This is a genomic window from Microcoleus sp. N3A4 (genome assembly GCF_036701805.1).
GTDB lineage: Bacteria > Cyanobacteriota > Cyanobacteriia > Cyanobacteriales > Microcoleaceae > Microcoleus.
In genome coordinates this window covers 18,102-35,330 of the sequence record NZ_JAUBRJ010000083.1, presented here as the reverse complement: position 1 = coordinate 35,330, position 17,229 = coordinate 18,102, and the positions used below count along the sequence as shown (strand labels likewise).

General features: G+C 42.8%; 10 protein-coding genes. 2 read left to right on the top strand and 8 right to left on the bottom strand.

The annotated features are described in order from the left end of the window. The 7 genes from QUA56_RS31535 to QUA56_RS31505 form a co-directional block, all read right to left on the bottom strand. Positions 1-3,602 (bottom strand): serine/threonine-protein kinase PknK (locus tag QUA56_RS31535; RefSeq protein WP_333366384.1); only part of this gene is annotated, 3,602 nt, incomplete at its 3' end. 239 nt (positions 3,603-3,841) lie between these two features. After that, positions 3,842-4,597: an SDR family oxidoreductase gene (locus QUA56_RS31530; RefSeq protein ID WP_333366381.1), complete on the bottom strand. Its 756-nt coding sequence runs from the start codon at positions 4,595-4,597 to the stop codon at positions 3,842-3,844. A 147-nt stretch (positions 4,598-4,744) separates the two neighbouring features. Then, complete coding sequence (locus QUA56_RS31525; RefSeq protein ID WP_333366379.1) at positions 4,745-5,869, bottom strand: 3-oxoacyl-[acyl-carrier-protein] synthase III C-terminal domain-containing protein; 1,125 nt, start codon at positions 5,867-5,869, stop codon at positions 4,745-4,747. Between the two features lie 102 nt (positions 5,870-5,971). Next, positions 5,972-7,849, bottom strand: coding sequence for a thiamine pyrophosphate-dependent enzyme (locus QUA56_RS31520; protein ID WP_333366376.1), 1,878 nt, complete (start codon positions 7,847-7,849; stop codon positions 5,972-5,974). A gap of 84 nt (positions 7,850-7,933) precedes the next feature. After that, positions 7,934-9,496, bottom strand: coding sequence for a long-chain fatty acid--CoA ligase (locus QUA56_RS31515; RefSeq protein ID WP_333366373.1), 1,563 nt, complete (start codon positions 9,494-9,496; stop codon positions 7,934-7,936). 7 nt (positions 9,497-9,503) lie between these two features. After that, positions 9,504-9,836 carry a hypothetical protein gene (locus QUA56_RS31510; RefSeq protein WP_333366370.1) on the bottom strand — a complete coding sequence of 111 codons (333 nt, stop codon included), beginning with the start codon at positions 9,834-9,836 and terminating at the stop codon, positions 9,504-9,506. A gap of 223 nt (positions 9,837-10,059) precedes the next feature. Next, positions 10,060-11,757, bottom strand: coding sequence for an aromatic amino acid ammonia-lyase (locus QUA56_RS31505; RefSeq protein WP_333366368.1), 1,698 nt, complete (start codon positions 11,755-11,757; stop codon positions 10,060-10,062). A gap of 434 nt (positions 11,758-12,191) precedes the next feature. Here QUA56_RS31505 and QUA56_RS31500 point away from each other — a divergent pair, with 434 nt between their 5' ends. Then, positions 12,192-12,563, top strand: a complete 372-nt coding sequence (locus tag QUA56_RS31500) for a helix-turn-helix transcriptional regulator (RefSeq protein WP_333366365.1) — start codon at positions 12,192-12,194, stop codon at positions 12,561-12,563. 1,236 nt (positions 12,564-13,799) lie between these two features. Here the strand turns inward: QUA56_RS31500 and QUA56_RS31495 are convergent. After that, the gene (locus tag QUA56_RS31495) at positions 13,800-14,759 is read right to left on the bottom strand and encodes a GNAT family N-acetyltransferase (RefSeq protein WP_333366363.1); all 960 of its coding nucleotides are present in this window, start codon (positions 14,757-14,759) and stop codon (positions 13,800-13,802) included. A gap of 745 nt (positions 14,760-15,504) precedes the next feature. On the opposite strand from QUA56_RS31495, the gene pap reads away from it, so the two are divergent. Further along, complete coding sequence (pap, locus tag QUA56_RS31490; RefSeq protein WP_333366360.1) at positions 15,505-16,992, top strand: polyphosphate:AMP phosphotransferase; 1,488 nt, start codon at positions 15,505-15,507, stop codon at positions 16,990-16,992. The last annotated feature ends 237 nt before the right edge of the window (positions 16,993-17,229 follow it).

Genomic DNA, 17,229 nt, shown 5'->3' with positions numbered 1-17,229 from the left:
GCCCAGATTTTCATTTGTTTTTGATGGGATGCTACTTTTTTCAGGTATTGCTTTTGTTCGGTTTTGGTGGTGGCTGGGTAGTGAGCGAGAAGGGCTAGAGAATAGTAGAAGTTGTGCTGGGCAATTTCTATCGACCCACTCATTCCTTCGACATATCTTTCTAGTGACTTAGCATTTTCGATTGCTCGAACAGGATTTGAAAAAAAATATAAATAAATAAGTTTTGACAAATAACAGTTTGTGATTCCTCTAGTATCGTTTTCTTTTATGAAACAACTTAATTTTTCTAATTGATTAACTCCCTCTCGATCTAAAACATCTTCAGATTTCTCAATAAAATTTAAGACTAGCTTATTCCATATTTCTAGGTGGCCTTTAAGAATTTTTTGTTGATGTTTTTCGATGACTTTAATAGATTGTTTTTGAATTGTTAAAACATTCTCCAGATGTTCCCCAATCCAAAATCTGTTATTAGTATAAAAACCGAGAGAATAACAGGCATATTCTATATCCCCAATTGAAAGCCCACTTTGAAATCCTTCAAGGAACGAGTTAATTGTCTCTCTAATGTGTTCCTTCCAATGTCTAATAAAATTGTTGAAGGCAAAATATACTTTAGCTTTTATTTCTCTGCTATCAATTTGGTCTGACAATTCCAGGGCTAATTTTCCGAATTTATAACCCTCATTAATATCTCCTAATACGCCACATAAGATTAAGCCATAGCTTACATATCCAAAAGCAGATAGAGGCGATCTCCCATATTTTAGAGACAGAGTAACCATTTTAAATACAGCTAATGGAAAGAGAACTGGATTTGCATTAAAAGCTGCTGGAATGACAGCCATTAATATCCGCATGGTTGCTATCTTATAGGGGTCATTCATTGTCGTTAAGTTGGCTAAATCAGCAATTACTTTGCTATTGAGGGCGAGTTTAGTGCTGATTAGCTCTATTAAAACATTTACTTTAGTTGGTTGGGAAGGGAGGTGAACTCCTAAAAATTTCAGAGTTTGCAAAGCAATATCTATGGATGCTTGTGGCTGTTTTTGAGACAAATAAAATGGGATTTTTAGTTCATAAATTTTAACTTTAATTAAAGTTTCATTAGCTTGTTTTAGTAAAATTTCTGACAGTTTTTGGGCTTCTTCAAAATTAGTATTGAGATATTCTACTTCCGTTGCTTCCATATAAGTTTCTAGCGCCAACTTATAATAGCTCTGCCAACTGTTTTCTGGCAAAAGCTCTAACGCTATATTCAAATACCTACCAGATGCTTCATAAGCATTTGCTGCCTTAGCTTTGCGTCCAGCTATTAAATTCAGATTAACTAATTCATTTATTTTTAATTCTTCGGTAATCAGTTCCACCCCCATATTCAATTGATTAACAATATCAAAAATATTATTTTCTAAGACTAATTTATCTGTTTTATTAAACAAGAGCTTACCGATTTTCAAATGAGTTGCTTTTTTCTGGGCATCAGGAATCAAAGAATAAGCAGCTTGCTGCACCCTATCGTGTAAAAATTTGTAAGCAATTCTCGTTTCATCAAACAGCAACATACTCTTATTTATTTCCCGAACTAATAGTGGTAGTTTATAATCATTACTCAGAGGCAAAATTAAACCTGCTTGCAAAGCTGACCACAAGTCTTCGGTAGTATCGCGAGAAGATTTCTCATTGACAATCGCCAAAATGTCCAAATTAAATCGGCTGCCAATACAAGCTGCTAATCTCAGAACTTGCTGGGTATTATCTGGCAATTTACGAATATTCCTAGCTACCAGTTCGACTACATTGAAGTCTGTAATTCCTAAGCTTTGAATCTTCTCAATGCTCCACTGCCACTGATTTAATTCAAAATTAAAACTTAATGATTTTTCGGAGGCTAAAGTGTTAAATAGCTGCGTTAAAAAAAATGGATTTCCTTGAGTTTTATTATATAATAATTCAGATAGCTCGAAAATGCGGTTGCCGTTTATAGCAACCTCGCTCAAGGTATCGCCTACTAACTGACTGACATGAATAATATCTAAGGGTTGCAAAACTATATTATTTATGGCATATCCAGCTTTCTCAATTTTTTCTAAAGTTTGAATAGTCGGGTGAACTGGACTCACTTCATTATCTCGATAGGCACCAATCATTAACAGGTAATGACTATCCGAGTCCGTCATTAACTGTTCGATTACATTTAGAGAAGCTAAATCTGCCCATTGTAAGTCATCAAGAAACAAGACTAGGGGATGTGAGGGTTGAGCAAAAACGTAAATGAATTGCTGAAATATACGATTGAAACGGTTTTGGGTTTCTGTAGACCCTAATTGAGAAACTTCAGGCTGTTTGCCGAGAATCAGTTCCACTTCTGGAATAACGTCAATAATAATTTGCCCATTTTCGCCTAAAGCTACAAGCAGTTTCTCTTTCCAAACAGCAATTTCGTCATAATTTTGTGTCAATATCTGCCGAATCAGTTCTTGCAAAGCCTGAGTAATAGCGGCATAGGGAATATCTCGCTTAAATTGATCGAACTTACCGCTAATAAAATATCCCCTTTGCCGAAGAATTGGTTTGTGAATTTCCTGAATTACGCAAGTTTTGCCAATGCCAGAATAACCAGAAACTAACATCATTTCGCTTTGCCCTAAGCTGACCCGCTCAAAGGCTTGTAAGAGAGTTTCCACTTCCGCTTCCCGTCCGTATAGTTTTTGCGGAATCAGGAATTGTCCAGTTTTATCCACTTTACCCGGAATAAAGTCTTCAATTTTTCCTGTCGTTTGCAGTTGCGTCAAACATTCTTCTAAATCAGCTTTTAATCCCAAGGCACTTTGATATCTATCTTCAGCATTTTTAGCCAGCAATTTTGTGACAATATTCGCTATAGTTATTGGTAATTCTGGATTGCGTTGGTGGAGTGTAATGGGGTTTTTTGCAATGTGGCAATGTATCAATTCCATTGGATCTAGTGAATTGAAAGGCAATTGACCCGTCAACATCTCGTAGAATGTGACACCCAAGGAATAAAAGTCAGTGCGATAGTCAAGGGTGCGGTTCATTCTCCCAGTTTGTTCTGGGGACATATAAGCAAGAGTGCCTTCAATGCAGTTGGGATTCATTGGGCTTTGGGTTTCTCTTTCCAAGCTGGTAGCAATGCTGAAGTCGATAATTTTTATTTGCTTGATTTGGGGATTTATAATAATATTTTGAGGTTTAATATCTTTATGAATTACGTGATTCTGGTGCAGTTTGGCTAAAATTTCTGCTATCTGAATAGCAATATTTAGGAATTGTTTTAATTCAAGGTTTTCTGCATTAACAAATTTTTTTAATGACTGAGACTCAAAGTATTCTAAAACCAAAACTAAACTATGTTGGTAGTTCGTTATTTCAATCGGTTTAATAATTCCTTCTATCTTTAAACTTTGAAGGATATTGTATTCATGTCGGAGGCGGGCGATTTCTTCTAGGGTGGGATAATCGGCTCTGAGAGTTTTGATAATTACGGGAGTATTATCTGAGGATCGTTCGGCTTGATAAATAACGGTTTTGAAGCCTTCGTAAATGGGTTTAAAAAGTTGGTAGCCGTTGAGTTTTAGCATAATTTTAGCTGTGCAATTTTTTGATAATCAGACTGTCGAAAGTAAAAACAGCACCCATATAACCAATAAAAGTAGCACAAATTTCTACAAAATTTATGTAATATAGAATACAGCATTTTCAGATAAGTGAGGTAGGGGTATGAAAGTATAGTGCTATATAGCATAGATTTGTTAAGAAGAATGTATACAAAAGCGAGAGGGACTGTTAACAATCGCTCTCGTCTTTTGGGGCATTTTCCCTACTGCGCGGTGTATCCGCCGTCAATCACCATGTTATGCCCTGTAACAAACGAAGCTTTTTCCGAACATAGCCACGTAACAGCATTGGCAACCTCCTCTGGCTGACCGATACGACCTATTGGATGTCCTGCTTCAAGAGGAGCAAGTCGATCGATAGGGAGGTTATCTAAGATACCAGTTTTGATGATAGCAGGGCTGACGGTATTGATGCGAATGCCACTGTTAGCATACTCAATCGCAGCCGCTTTAGATAAAGCAGTAACTCCGCCTTTGCTGGCTGAGTAGATAGAAATGCCTGCTGTGCCAACAATACCAGCAATGGAAGCCATATTGACAATAGCACCTCCACTCTGTTTTAGCATCACTGGGATTTCATACTTGAGACAAAGCCACGTCCCTTTGAGGTTCACGTTAACGATGTCATCCCACTCTGTTTCTGAGGAATCGGTAAGCGAAGCTATCATCGTAACACCTGCGTTGTTGAAAGCGCAGTCTAAGCGCCCATAAACATCCATAGTTTTATTAACTAATGCTTCGACTTCAGTAGCCTTAGATACATCAGTTTTTACAAAAATGGCATCGCCACCTCGCTCACAAATTTCATGTACTGTTTGCTGTCCTTCAGCCACTCGGCGACTAGCAACTACTACGTTTGCTCCAGCCCAAGCAAATGCGAATGCTGTTGCCTTACCTATACCAGAAGATCCTCCAGTAACCAACGCGACTTTGCCTTCAAACTCTCTTGAGTAGAACATTTATTGAACTCCTTGTTTTTGATGAATCAAAATTTGGAAATGTAGAAACTAGACTGCGAGACTTTTTTCAAGCCTCCGGGAGAGGGTGAAGCATTTACACAAAATTACAAATTATTTTGCTGGCAAATACTTCACTTTAAAACTCGATCAAATACCTGTCGTTAGAGCAACTTTTATTTGGCTTTGTGACGAAGCAGGCACTGGGCCAAGTGCAACCTCTCCCCAACGCATTACCATTGCACCAGCACTCGATGAAGTTCCCAAGGTATAAACGACAACTAAATCGTTTTCGCGAATCCTACCCGATTCGGCAGCGTGGTAGAGATTAACAAGGGGAAAGGCTGCTCCAATATTTGCGTACTTAGGATTAAGATTGATGATGCGCTGTGGATCGATATTTAGCACGTTCGCGCAGACATCTGCATACCAAGCAGTAGGGGTATTGAAGGCAAAGAAGTTGATTTGCTCGAGCGTCAATCCAGCAGCAGAAACCGCACCTTGACAGCAAGTACGAATAAACTCGGAACTATTACTTAATGCCTGACCTGCATCCTTACCAGCTCGTATCCACATCCTTACATTGCTTTGTTCATCCACAGTGAATTCGTTAAAGAAAGCACCGCAGGTATTGCCAGTATTCAAAATTTTAGTGCCGAGGATACCTTGATTAGCTTTAAGTTGACTAACTACTACAGCACCAGCACCGTCACCGAGAAACCAGGAAAAAGTATCTTTCTCGTCAGCAAATCGAGTATAAGTATTCGAGACAACAACGAGTACGTTACAGTACAGCCCTGCTTGTACCATTGCATAGGCACTTTGAAGCGCGACTAAAGCACTCGAACAAGTTGATTCGATGTTCCAGGCAGCGCCCAAAAATCCCAGTTTATGGGCAAGAAAAGCCGCATTACCAGGTGCAATTTCTTCCGGAAAAATCGAGGCAACTAACATCAAATCTAGCTGGTTTGGAGAAAGCTTGGCAGCTTCAAGGGCTTCTTTTGCTGCACGATATTCTAATGTAAGCGAGGATTCACCAGAGCCTAATACCCTGCGCTCAATGCTGCCACGAAAAGGATCTTTAAGATATGGCATCATAGCTTTGCTAAATTCGTTGCTAGGGGTAGAACCACTAGCCGAAAATAGCTTTGCTAAATTTTTTTCCTCTGCTTCTTGCACCATTTGGGGGTAATTTTCTTTCCAATAATCGTTGGTGCGTACCCCGCTCGGAAAGCTAACAGCAATAGCTTTAATTCCAACAGGTATATTTGTCATCAGATTCCTCCTTTTAATTCAATCATTAATTTTTCAAAGTTTTGATCCGAGCTTCAGTTAGTGCCTTCCGACTCGGAGCGATACACACATCAACCACAAACGCTATAGATAACTTTCCTCCTTTTCTTTCAGGGATTGATTTTTCAAACTATTCATCCGAGTTTCAGTTGGGGCTTTTCGACTCGGATCGATGCACACATCAACCACAAATGGTGCAGTCGCTTCCATAGCTTTTTTTAACGCTGCCTCTAGCTCTGACTCCCTTTCCACCCGAATGCCATCTGCTCCCATCGATCGGGCAAATTGAACGAAATCAGCTTGGGGAATCTGCACTAAATCCTTACAACTTAGATGTGGCAAAACTTGGTTAACCATGTTGTAGCAACCATCATTAAGAACGATCCAAACCGCAGGAACTTGATATCGAACAGCGGTACTGATCTCGTTATTCATCAACATCGCCCCATCACCAACAATGGCAACTGCTTTCCTGGGTTCATTAGTCACAGTCGCTGCAATTACTTCAGCAACGTTGTGACTTAGATTTTGGGTACTCTCAACCTTTCTTTTTGGCAGTGCCACAGTTGCTCCAATCACTCCAGTAACGTTGTGACCCATAGATGCAAATCCAGTCGTAGTGCGGTAACGACCAGGAACCTTAAATCGCAGCATATTGCTTGCCCAAGCAAACGAATTACCCGGTTCCGCCATCACCAAAGCGTCGCTACCTTCCACGATTTCCTGCTGAATTGCTTGCATCAGCACTTCAGGCCGCACTAAGTCATTGGTACTAGGGTCAATTGGTTTGAGTTGAGGGCGAGGGAATTCCTCTAATGTCAATTTATTGGCACAATTGAGCATTTGCTCCTCGTTTTGCTTGCTCAGTTTCCCGATCTGTTTGAGCAGTTTCTTGAGAAATATTTTTGCATCGGATTGAATAGAAATGGTCTTGGCGTGCGGATAGGCAGTACCCGGTACTTGCGGATCGAGATCCACGTGAATAAATCCTTCAGGGGGAACCATTGCTGGATTCCAGAATGAAGTAAACTCACCCAAGCGAGTTCCTAGTACCAACACCCGTTCTGGCAAGTATTCGTGCATATAAGTAAGCACGGAGGAATGATCGCCTAAACCCGTCACTCCGACAAATTGCGGGTGATCTTCGGGAAAAATCCCCTTCCCTCGTGGCGAACACATCACCGCTGCTCCAGTCTTTTTAGCTAACTTGCGGATCTTTTTAGCTGCACCCCGCGCCCCAAATCCTACCCAAATTGCAAATCGTTTTTGGGTTAACAACTGGGCACATTTCTTGACAGCTTTCTTTCTGGTAGTAACTACAGATTGGGAGAAATTCTCTTCGTCAAGCGGTAGCGCAACGTTGCTCATGCTTTTTTGAATGGTCGTCGTAATATTGATATGAGCGACAAAACCTCCAGACTGTGAAATTCCTTGGTTGAGCCGACGCGCCATTCCTGGAAGTTGTTCGGAAGATTCCAAAGTTACGGCATAATGAAACAAAGTTCCGGCAGTCAAAAGTCCTTCAGGCATGGTGTGGGGGCTGGTTTCCTGGCAAGCCCACCGTCCTTGCAGCCCGTGAGAAGTAGAAGCAGAAAGAAATATTACCTTTGCACCTTCCCAACGAGCGGCAAATAGCCCAGTTAGAGTATTCGTGATGCCTGGACCAGTTGTGGCAAATACGGCAACAGGACGATCGCTAGCAAACGAAGCTTCCACCGCCGCAAAAGCTGCACCTGCTTCGTGACGAAAGTGCATCACCTTGATAGAACTGTCTTCCAAGGCCGCCCAGATAGGGGCGATCGCACCTCCTGAAACCCCAAAAGCATACTCCACTCCTAAGTTCTCCAAGACCTTAACCACCGCTTCAGCAACAGAAACCGCTAGTATTTCCATCTGAGTGCTAACTACAGAATCCCTACTAACTACAGGTGCAGTGGCTAAAATCCCTTTTACGTTTGTCATTTTTCACTCCAAAACCACTCAGAAAAAACCATTGAGATTTGAAGTTAACAATTCAAATCTCAACCTCTATCAAGCAAATTACAATCACCTATGCGCCTCGCGCAAGACCCTTTTCAACACCTTACCAGTCGCATTTTTTGGAAGCGAATCAACAAACCGAACAAGGTGAGGAACCTTGTAAGCAGCTATCTGCTTTGAGCAGAAAGAAATCACATCCTCTGGCGCGACAACTTGCCCATTATTAAGGACAATATTCGCCAAAATGCTCTCACCTTTCACTCTGTCAGGAACGCCACAGATAGCCACTTCCGCCACTGCTGGATGTTGAGAGATTACCCGCTCCAATTCACTCGGATAAACCTTAAATCCAGAAACATTGATCATGTCCTTCAAGCGGTCAACAATGTAGAAATAGCCCTCTTCATCCATCCGGCCCAAATCTCCAGTATGAAACCAACCATTTGACATAACTTCGGCAGTTTCAGCGGGACGTTTCCAATAGCTCGACATCACATTCGGTCCGCGAATAATAATCTCGCCAACATCCCCAACATCGACTTCTGAACCCTCACTATCCACCACCTTCATTTCCACATTATCAATTGGCATCCCAATCGAACCAGGCTTATATTTCAAGTAATGGTTGTAACAAGAAAAAGGCGAAGTTTCCGTCAAGCCGTACCCTTCATGGATCACTAAACCATACTGTTCTTGCCACTGCTCTACAACTTCCAATGGCATTCTAGCAGCAGCACTAAAATAATAGCGTACTGAGTTAAAGTTGCATTCATCCGGCGACATTTCTAACAGCTTGGCAAAGGCGGTCGGCACTCCAAAAAACATTGTAATCCGCTCCGCAGCCGTTACCTTCAAAACTTCTGCTGGATAAAATCTGCGTTGCAAAATGATAGTCGCACAAGCATTTAATCCCGCATTCAGAATGAAATTCTGACCGAAACAGTGGAACAATGGTAAATACAAAAGCAACCGATCTTCAGCCCTCATACCGCAGCAGTGCTTGACAGAGTGCATATTTGAAGTCACATTGCCATGAGAAAGCGCAGCTCCTTTAGGAAAACCCGTCGTCCCCGATGTATAGATAATTGCAGCGGGTTCTGTGGGTTCCATTTCAACAGCTTTAGCTTCAGGAGAAGCATTTGCTAGCAGTTGTAACAAACTGATTTCTTTACAGCTTAAACTCAGATTCCTTCCAGAAATATGAGAAGAATGACTAACAACCACACTCGGCGGCTTGATAACTCCATCTTCAGCAATCAAAATGTATTGAAGGTAAGCTAAATCATCATCAGGCACTTGCATTCGCAATGATTCTGTCGCAATTACTATCTTAGCAGCACAGTCATTGAGAATAAACCGAACTTCATCTGTTTTGAGCATCGCGTTGAGCGAAACTGCGACAGCACCAATCTTTAAGATGCCCAGATAAGAGATGACAAATTCAGGAATATTAGGTAGGAAGAGAGCGATGCAATCTCCCCGTTTAATTCCTAATCCTTGCAAACCATTAGCAGCACAGTTTGCTAATTGATTTAGCTGCTTGTAAGTAAAAGATTTACCTTCAAAAATTAAAGCCGTTTTCTGAGGAAAAAATCTACACCCTCTTTCGATATGCTCTGCAATATTCATCCCTGTTTTATCCTCGGTAAAATTGCTGCCAAACAATAGGTTTCGCGTGCATGATTTGGATGCACTGGTGGACTGTCGCTAAGGCAAATAGAAAACCACTACCTAAAGCTTTTGAGCGCTCTTTCTTTTCTGAGGAAACATCCTCCGTGCAACCAGGATGAATTGCTTGATAAAATTGTTGCCAATCCCTCGGTTCAAGTTGATAGATTTTGACGCACTGGCGAACAGTATCCGTCAAAAAGTGTTGCTGATTTGACAATCTCTCTGTTTTTTCACTTGGGTAAATATCTAGCTGAAAAGCAGTTTCAGAGATGTTAGCTGAAATATTGTGAGTAACCATTTTTGTGCCTTTCTAGTAATGTTCAACAATCCTTTGCAGCCGCAAAATTGGAACTGCTTGTGTAAAAGACAAGCAGCTCTTAACGAGTTAAATTTTCAACTCATTTTTTACGCCGTTTAGCAGGCTATTCTTAGCTACCAGTGGATGGTTTTATGCAGGTAACAAGAGGAAAAAAAGGAAAAATAATGTGAGTTATTTTCAAAACTCCTTCCTTTTCCTCTTCCTACTTCAAACTTGATAAAATCTGGTTCACAGCTTGCACAATTCGTCCTTCCTGTGCAATGTCAGCAGCAATCATGGCAATGTGTATATCCAAAGATTGCTCGTTGTCATTCCAAATGTAAGACTTGTCAACATTCGGCGGCTGTCCCACAACTTCGCGCACAGCCTCATATAGCGGCAAGCTAAGTGGCGACAAACACTCCCGCGCGTCATAGTGACCGGCGACTTCATGGGTTCGCAAGTCAACAGCTTGGACGGCAAACATTAGGGAAATTGCCATATATTGCTGGAACAATTCAATTGAGCGACGAGCTAAATTAGCTGAAGCGAATCCTTGGCTATTGATATTTTGATTGAATTGTTCCGCGTGAGTGGGAAAGCGGTCAGCAATTGAGTTTCCGTAAAAAGTCAACAGCGGCATAATGGAATTTCCAGCTATTTGCAGACCTTTTAATCCCATGTTGACCTTACGGCTTGTATTGCCAACCAGAGAAGGCGGCAAACCATTATTAAATTCAGGTGCCACTAACAGCGCAATTTGCACGTCCAAATGCTTAGCCAGCAGACCTAAAAGATAGCGCAACCGATCCATCCCAACGCCAATATATTGCCCTAAGAAATTGCCGCCGTGATAGCTAGCTTGATTCTCAGTATCGATTAAGGGGTTGTCAGTAACAGAGTTAATTTCAACTTCAATCTGCTGGGCAATTTCTGCTATTCCATCCACAATCGGCCCCATGTACTGAGGCAAACAACGCAGCGAATAACGGTCTTGTATTGGATGATCGCCTCGAGACTCGTGGGAACCATCTAACTCGTCTCGATTCAAGCAGGAACCTGCGAGGAGTTCGACCATTTGGGAAGCGGCCCATACTTGACCAAAATGAGGCTTGAGCTTGTGAATGAAGGGGTGGAACGATTGATTTGTCCCGCCTAATCCTTGGATTGTCAAGGCATGAGTACCCATTGCCAAGGCAAGTATTACTTGCGAATCTCGGACGCAGTTGGCAGCAATGCCGGTCATTACAGATGTACCATTGGTCATTGCCAGCCCTTCTTTGGGGAGCAGATCAATTCTTGGTAAATCTAATATTTCCAGCGCTTGAATTGCTGACATTTCTCTGCCGTTAAAATCAACAGTGAAACTGTCATCTAGACCTATTAATGCCCCTGTAATGTGCGCTAGGGGAACTAAATCGCCGGAAGCGCCGATCGAACCCAATTCACAAACGTGAGGCGTGACTCCTGCGTTTAGAAATGCGATCGTCCGCTCAATTAACTCCAGCCGAATCCCTGAAGCGCCCTGGAGGTGGGAGTTAATTCGCAAGAGCATGGCGGCGCGGACGCAAGCTGTGGGCAGCTTTGGCCCTGCACCAGCTTTGAGAAACCAAATTAAATTGTTTTGTAAGCTTGCGGCTTCTTCAGGTGCGATCGGTGTATTGGCCATCCCACCAAAGCCTGTCGTGACTCCGTAAATCGCCTTTCCCGACTCGACAGCATCCGCAATGTAGTCGCAGGATGCTTGCACTCGTTCCGCCACATCCCTTTCATCATTCAACCGAACTCTGGTTCCGCAGCGGGCAACCCTGGCAACTTCTTCTACACTCAGCCGTCGGTTCCCCACCGTTACGTTACTCAAATTAGGCTCAGGCCATTTGGGTAATTTTAGAGAAATCGGCTGTGTTAAGTTTCTTGACACTTCTCTGATCCTAAATTTATAGATAGATGCCACTCAAATGTGACTTTAGTCACAGCACACTCGAAACCGGGGTGTTATTTTGAATTGAATGACAGAGAAATATGACTGGATACCATACTCTGCCATTTGTATTCAAATCTTGCCTTTCGTTTCGTAAAACAAGCCGCAGCCACTAGACATCACCGATAATGAGCCTGCAAGCCTTATTGCGTTAAGGCTTGCAGCTTAAATTCGGTTGGTGTCTATTGTGCTCAAGGCAAAATAAAACTGCGCCGACACTACATTATGCGGGCAGAGTTATAATTGATTGAGTTATTAAAGCTGGTAGGCTGTTACTGGGGCTATTGACCGATAACTAAATGACAATACCACCGCTAAAGGCTAATCATACATTTTTGTAACAAAACTTTACAATGATTTGCGAAATTTTTAGGATGACTATTGAACGCTACGGGATATCTGGAAAACAGTTATCCAAGTTTTCAGGCGTTAGCGAGAATCATATTTCTGAGTTTCGGCGGGGCAAGACTGGCATTTCTACGGAGGTGCTGTGGAAATTAATTCAGGCAATGGACGAGATCAAGCCGGGAGCCCGCGCTTACTTCTGTAATCGGCTGACGGGGGGAGAGGGATTTGGTAACAGCAGCCAGATGTCAGTGCCAAAGCAACTAGAGTCTTTGTTAAATATGCAGAATTTGGTTGATGGTCTCTCTGACGACAGTTTGGCCTTGTTACTGATGGTGGTGGCGGCGCGGATCAAGAATGGTGTTTCCTCTGATGCGAAGGGTTTTGAACTAATTGGCTAATAATTTTACCGCTAGGAAAGTGCAGGCAAGATTTCCACAGCTCTTGCTTCATTTCTGAAACCATTGCTGAACACGGATTAAGAGAGATTACGTTGATTTCACTGATTTTTTGATCTGCTCTAAAAATCAGTAAAATCCTTTGAAATATCAAAAATTAGAAAAGAGCGGACAGTCCGCCCTGAGACAACTTTAACAGGAGCTAAGTTTGATGGGTGACATCGTTTCCGGTTGCATCGGAATCATCAAATCGAGTCAACAGTCAACCGATTTTAGATTTTAGATTTTAGATTTTAGATTTTTAACAGTCAACCGATTTTAGATTTGAGATTTGAGATTTGAGATTTGAGATTTTTAACAGTCAACCGATTTGAGATTTGAGATTTGAGATTTGAGATTTTTAACAGTCAACCGATTTGAGATTTGAGATTTGAGATTTTTAACAGTCAACAGTCAACAGTTAACAGTTAACAGTTAACAGTTAACAGTTAAGAGTCAACAGTCAACAATCAACAGTCAACAATCACGGACGGTGTAACCGGAATTGATATGACAACCCGTCACAATCATGGATCAAATCAACGATATAGCCAAGAGACTTGTCTTTCCAGAATGGTAGCATCCCGTTTTACAAAATTTAAACATGGCTTCGATACCACATTGTCAGAATCAGTTGGCGTGCCATGATTGATGCCCTTTAAAAAGTATAAACCTATCCAAAAATCGCTATGTCTTATGCTTGATATTTTATTGGTAAGTTATAATGGTAAGGATTCAGGTCAAGAATGACTTCAGTGGCATTATCTGGTAAAGTAAACGAATGAAAAAGTCCGCAGCAACCATACAGAAGGCAAAAACCCAAATAGAGTAGTTGAGCCAAGCTGAACTGGTGGAAATATTGCTCTTTCTGCAAAAAATCATTGAATAATTTCTAGAGGTAAAAGTCGAACGACCAGTCATTCGATTTTAGATTTTAGATTTTAGATTTTGGAGGCGACCCCACGGATAAATTCGGGGGCTTGAGGATTTTAGATTTGAGATTTTGGATTGATTCCACGGATCGATCGCGTGGCGGGTACCACCTTTGAAATTCTTGGTCAGACTTCATCAAAACCCCCATCAACGGATCTGCTCCAGAAATCACAGAAACCAACAGTCAAAGTTGATTCAACTGTTCCCATGTTAGAGCCCCAATTTCTTTAAGAAGTCGGGGCTCTAGCCTTCAGTACCAACCTGGTTTTACACTGTCTTAGCCCACTCTATCCAAGTTTCCATCGGGCGGAAACCTACTGATTTGTAAAGCTTTGTCGCCCCTGTCAAACTGTCAGCATCGACGCTGAGTTTAGCAGTATTTGCGCCCGCTGCTTTTAATCGGTGCAAACCGGCCAGCAGCATGGCTTTTCCTAAACCCATTTTCCGAAAGTCGCGCCGCGTACCCAACAATTCAATCCAGCCGTCTTTTGTGTCGGTGCGGGCGTTTTTTTGGGGTTTGATTTGACAGTCGCAGAAAGCAGCAAATTTGCGATCGCCCGAAACAGCAATCAAGTCTAATTCCGGCTGATAATTCGGATCTTGCATCCAGTAGCGCACAGTTTCCACAGTTAAATCGTGGTGGTTCCAGTGGTCGATAAATGATTGGTTGAACATTTCTACCCACGGTTGAATGTCTTGTTCTCCCGATACGTGCGTCAGCGCAAAATCTGCGGGGAATTCCGGTGTGGGAATGGGTTCGGCGAGGGATCGGGCCATTGTCCAAAAGTAGCGATCGACCTCAAAGCCCTGTTCCTCTAACAGTCGCATCTCATCGGTTTTGTCCTCGCGGCTGTAGGTACGCAATTTCGCGGGCAAATTCCGTTCTTTTGCGACTTCCCGCAGCCGCTTTTCGCCCCACTTAATTATCTCTTTTTCTAAACCTTCGCGACGGAAGTTTGGATGCACGTAAAACCAGAGACAAGCGTCTATTTCATCCTGGGAATCGGGCATATCTAGGAGTGCTAAACCGATCAGTTTGTAATTACCATCTTCCCACAACTGTACGTCGCGGGCTTTGTCGAGTTTGGGTGCATCAAGTATTAGCTTGAGTTCAGTTGCTGAGACTTCTTCGCCGAGGCGATCGACTGCTTCGCAAGCATCGATCAAATTTGCGATCGCGCACCAGTCTGTTTCGCCATTGTAGGAGCGTGTTGTTAAGATATTCATAGAAAACTTGCAATCCGTAATTTCGGACTGTTCCTCTTAATTGGTATTGGCAAACAAGTACAGTAATTCCGACATTTTGCACAAATGTCAGTAACAGGCAAGATGCCTGTTCCACAAGAAATAAAAGTTCTTGTGGGGCGGGTTCGCGTGACCGCACCTAAACCGATTTTAGTATTTGAGAAAGGTGTCGATAAAACTCAGAGACCTGTTTATATCACCCAGGCTTTCAGGTTTTATCTAATTAGGCAATCATAAAAATTGGTTTGCCCTTCCGGGCTAGTTTTATATGTGAGTTGATGGCTGGATGTCGATGAGTCGCGCTCTCTTTCGTTACCAAGCTTGGTGCTTAAGTAACTATTGTTTGAATAAAGTTTCTACAGCTAAGTAAAGAAGTTGTCACCCCCACCGGGTAGTTGATTTTTACTTTTGCTCTCTTTTACACTAAATCCTTTTTCAGGGATTTTTGGCTCCTCCTGTTAACTCGCCCGATCGGGGGAGGGGAGAAGTTGAACTTATTTAAAAGTTACCTATTTCAACTATAACCTGAGCCGTTTTATTTGGCAAGTTTGAAATAGAGGGAATCTTGCTAGTATTAACGAGGCTGCCATTTGAGGGCAGGAGCGATCGTGCTTTAAACCGACCGTCACTGTAATTTTTATAACGTTTTTCCCGGAGTTGAGGATTTAATTTTATCCAAACGTTAAACTAACGTTAAACTGTTTTTTCAGATTTATATGAGGTAAATATGCTCGACAACCTCGATTTGGATATTTCCCTGGATAAAGAAACCTACGATGCCAAGATAGAAGTTTTAATGAAACAGTTGCGATCGCTCCAACTGGCCTGCTGGGAAAAAAAATTGCCCGCAATCATCGTGCTCGAAGGCTGGGCCGCCGCCGGCAAAGGCGCCCTCGTCAAAAAAATGGTGGGGTACATGGACCCGCGCGGGTTTGCCGTCCACCCGATTTGGCCGCCGTCAGATGCAGAAAAGGGCTATCCTTTCCTGTGGCGGTTTTGGCAGAAACTCCCCGCCCGCGGCAAAATTGGTTTTTTCTACCACAGTTGGTACACTCACATTTTAGAAGACCGGTTGTTCGATCGAGTCTCCGACGCCCAAGTACCCACAGTCATCAGGCAAATCAACGCCTTCGAGCGGCAGATGGTTGATGACGGCGCGGCAATTGCCAAATTTTGGATTCACCTCAGCAAAAAAGAGCTCAAACATCGCCTCAAAAAACTAGAAGACGACACCTTACAAGCTTGGCGAGTGCGGCCCGAAGACTGGAAACAAGCCAAAAAATACCAAGAATACACAACTTTAGCCGAAGAAATGGTAGCCCAAACTGGCACGGGCCCCGCACCTTGGACGCTAGTAGAAGGCGATTGTCAGCGGTGGGCGAGAGTCAAAGTTTTAACGCAAATGGTAGCGACAATTACAGAAGCCTTAGACAGACTGCCGATGCAATCTGCACCCGTGAAAGTGCCACCTCAAGAAAGGTTGCAACCTACCGAACCCGACTTGCTAGCCCAAGTAGATTTAACTCAATCGCTGTCGCCCGACGAATACAAACAGCAACTTCGGGAGGAACAAACCCGTTTTGGTAAACTGCAACAAAGCATTTACGAAGATAAAATCCCCGTGTTAGTGATGTTTGAAGGTTGGGACGCCGCCGGTAAAGGAGGAGCGATCAAACGCTTGACGGACGTATTAGACCCCCGCAGTTACACCGTTAATGCCTTTGGGGCCCCGACAGACGAAGAAAAAGCCCACCCATACCTCTGGCGGTTCTGGCAGCGGTTGCCGACTGCCGGTAAAATCAGCATTTGCGATCGCAGTTGGTATGGTAGAGTGCTCGTCGAGCGAGTCGAAGGATTTGCCGCCGAACCCGAATGGCGGCGAGCTTATCAGGAAATCAACGAATTTGAGGAGCAACTTACCAGTTTTGGTTGTGTGTTAGTTAAATTCTGGCTGCACATCAGTCCTGACGAGCAACTAAAGCGGTTTACAGAGCGGCAAAACAATCCATTTAAACAATACAAACTCACCGAGGAAGATTGGCGAAATCGGGAAAAGTGGAATTATTATGAAGTGGCGGTCAATCAAATGATTCAGCGCACCAGCGCGCCGGCTGCTCCCTGGACGCTAATTGCGGCCGATAACAAGTATTATGCTCGTGTTAAAGTAATTCAAACGGTAACGCAGGCAATTCGGAATCAACTGAAGCGCCGATAAATTGGGATTGGTGAATGGGTAACAGGTAATGGGGAAAAAAAGCAGGCAGCAGAAAGCAAGCTTGAATTGCCAATTTCACCTGCGGCTTGCTCGATTCATTACCAATTATCAATCAACCGTTACCAGTTATCAATTACCAATTAACTGTCAGCAATCTGTGACTGGAAGTAGCGGGCTTGCAGCCTGCAACCAATAGTTGATAGCTGACCGGAAGCGAGCATCAGGATAAATGCGATC

Bases quoted from the DNA above. Each gene is read 5' to 3' on its own strand.
- QUA56_RS31510 (WP_333366370.1), bottom strand. From the start codon at position 9,836: ATGGTTACTCACAATATTTCAGCTAACATCTCTGAAACTGCTTTTCAG.
- QUA56_RS31495 (WP_333366363.1), bottom strand. From the start codon at position 14,759: ATGAATATCTTAACAACACGCTCCTACAATGGCGAAACAGACTGGTGC.
- QUA56_RS31530 (WP_333366381.1), bottom strand. From the start codon at position 4,597: ATGTTCTACTCAAGAGAGTTTGAAGGCAAAGTCGCGTTGGTTACTGGA.
- pap (WP_333366360.1), top strand. From the start codon at position 15,505: ATGCTCGACAACCTCGATTTGGATATTTCCCTGGATAAAGAAACCTAC.
- QUA56_RS31525 (WP_333366379.1), bottom strand. From the start codon at position 5,869: ATGACAAATATACCTGTTGGAATTAAAGCTATTGCTGTTAGCTTTCCG.
- QUA56_RS31520 (WP_333366376.1), bottom strand. From the start codon at position 7,849: ATGACAAACGTAAAAGGGATTTTAGCCACTGCACCTGTAGTTAGTAGG.
- QUA56_RS31515 (WP_333366373.1), bottom strand. From the start codon at position 9,496: ATGAATATTGCAGAGCATATCGAAAGAGGGTGTAGATTTTTTCCTCAG.
- QUA56_RS31500 (WP_333366365.1), top strand. From the start codon at position 12,192: ATGACTATTGAACGCTACGGGATATCTGGAAAACAGTTATCCAAGTTT.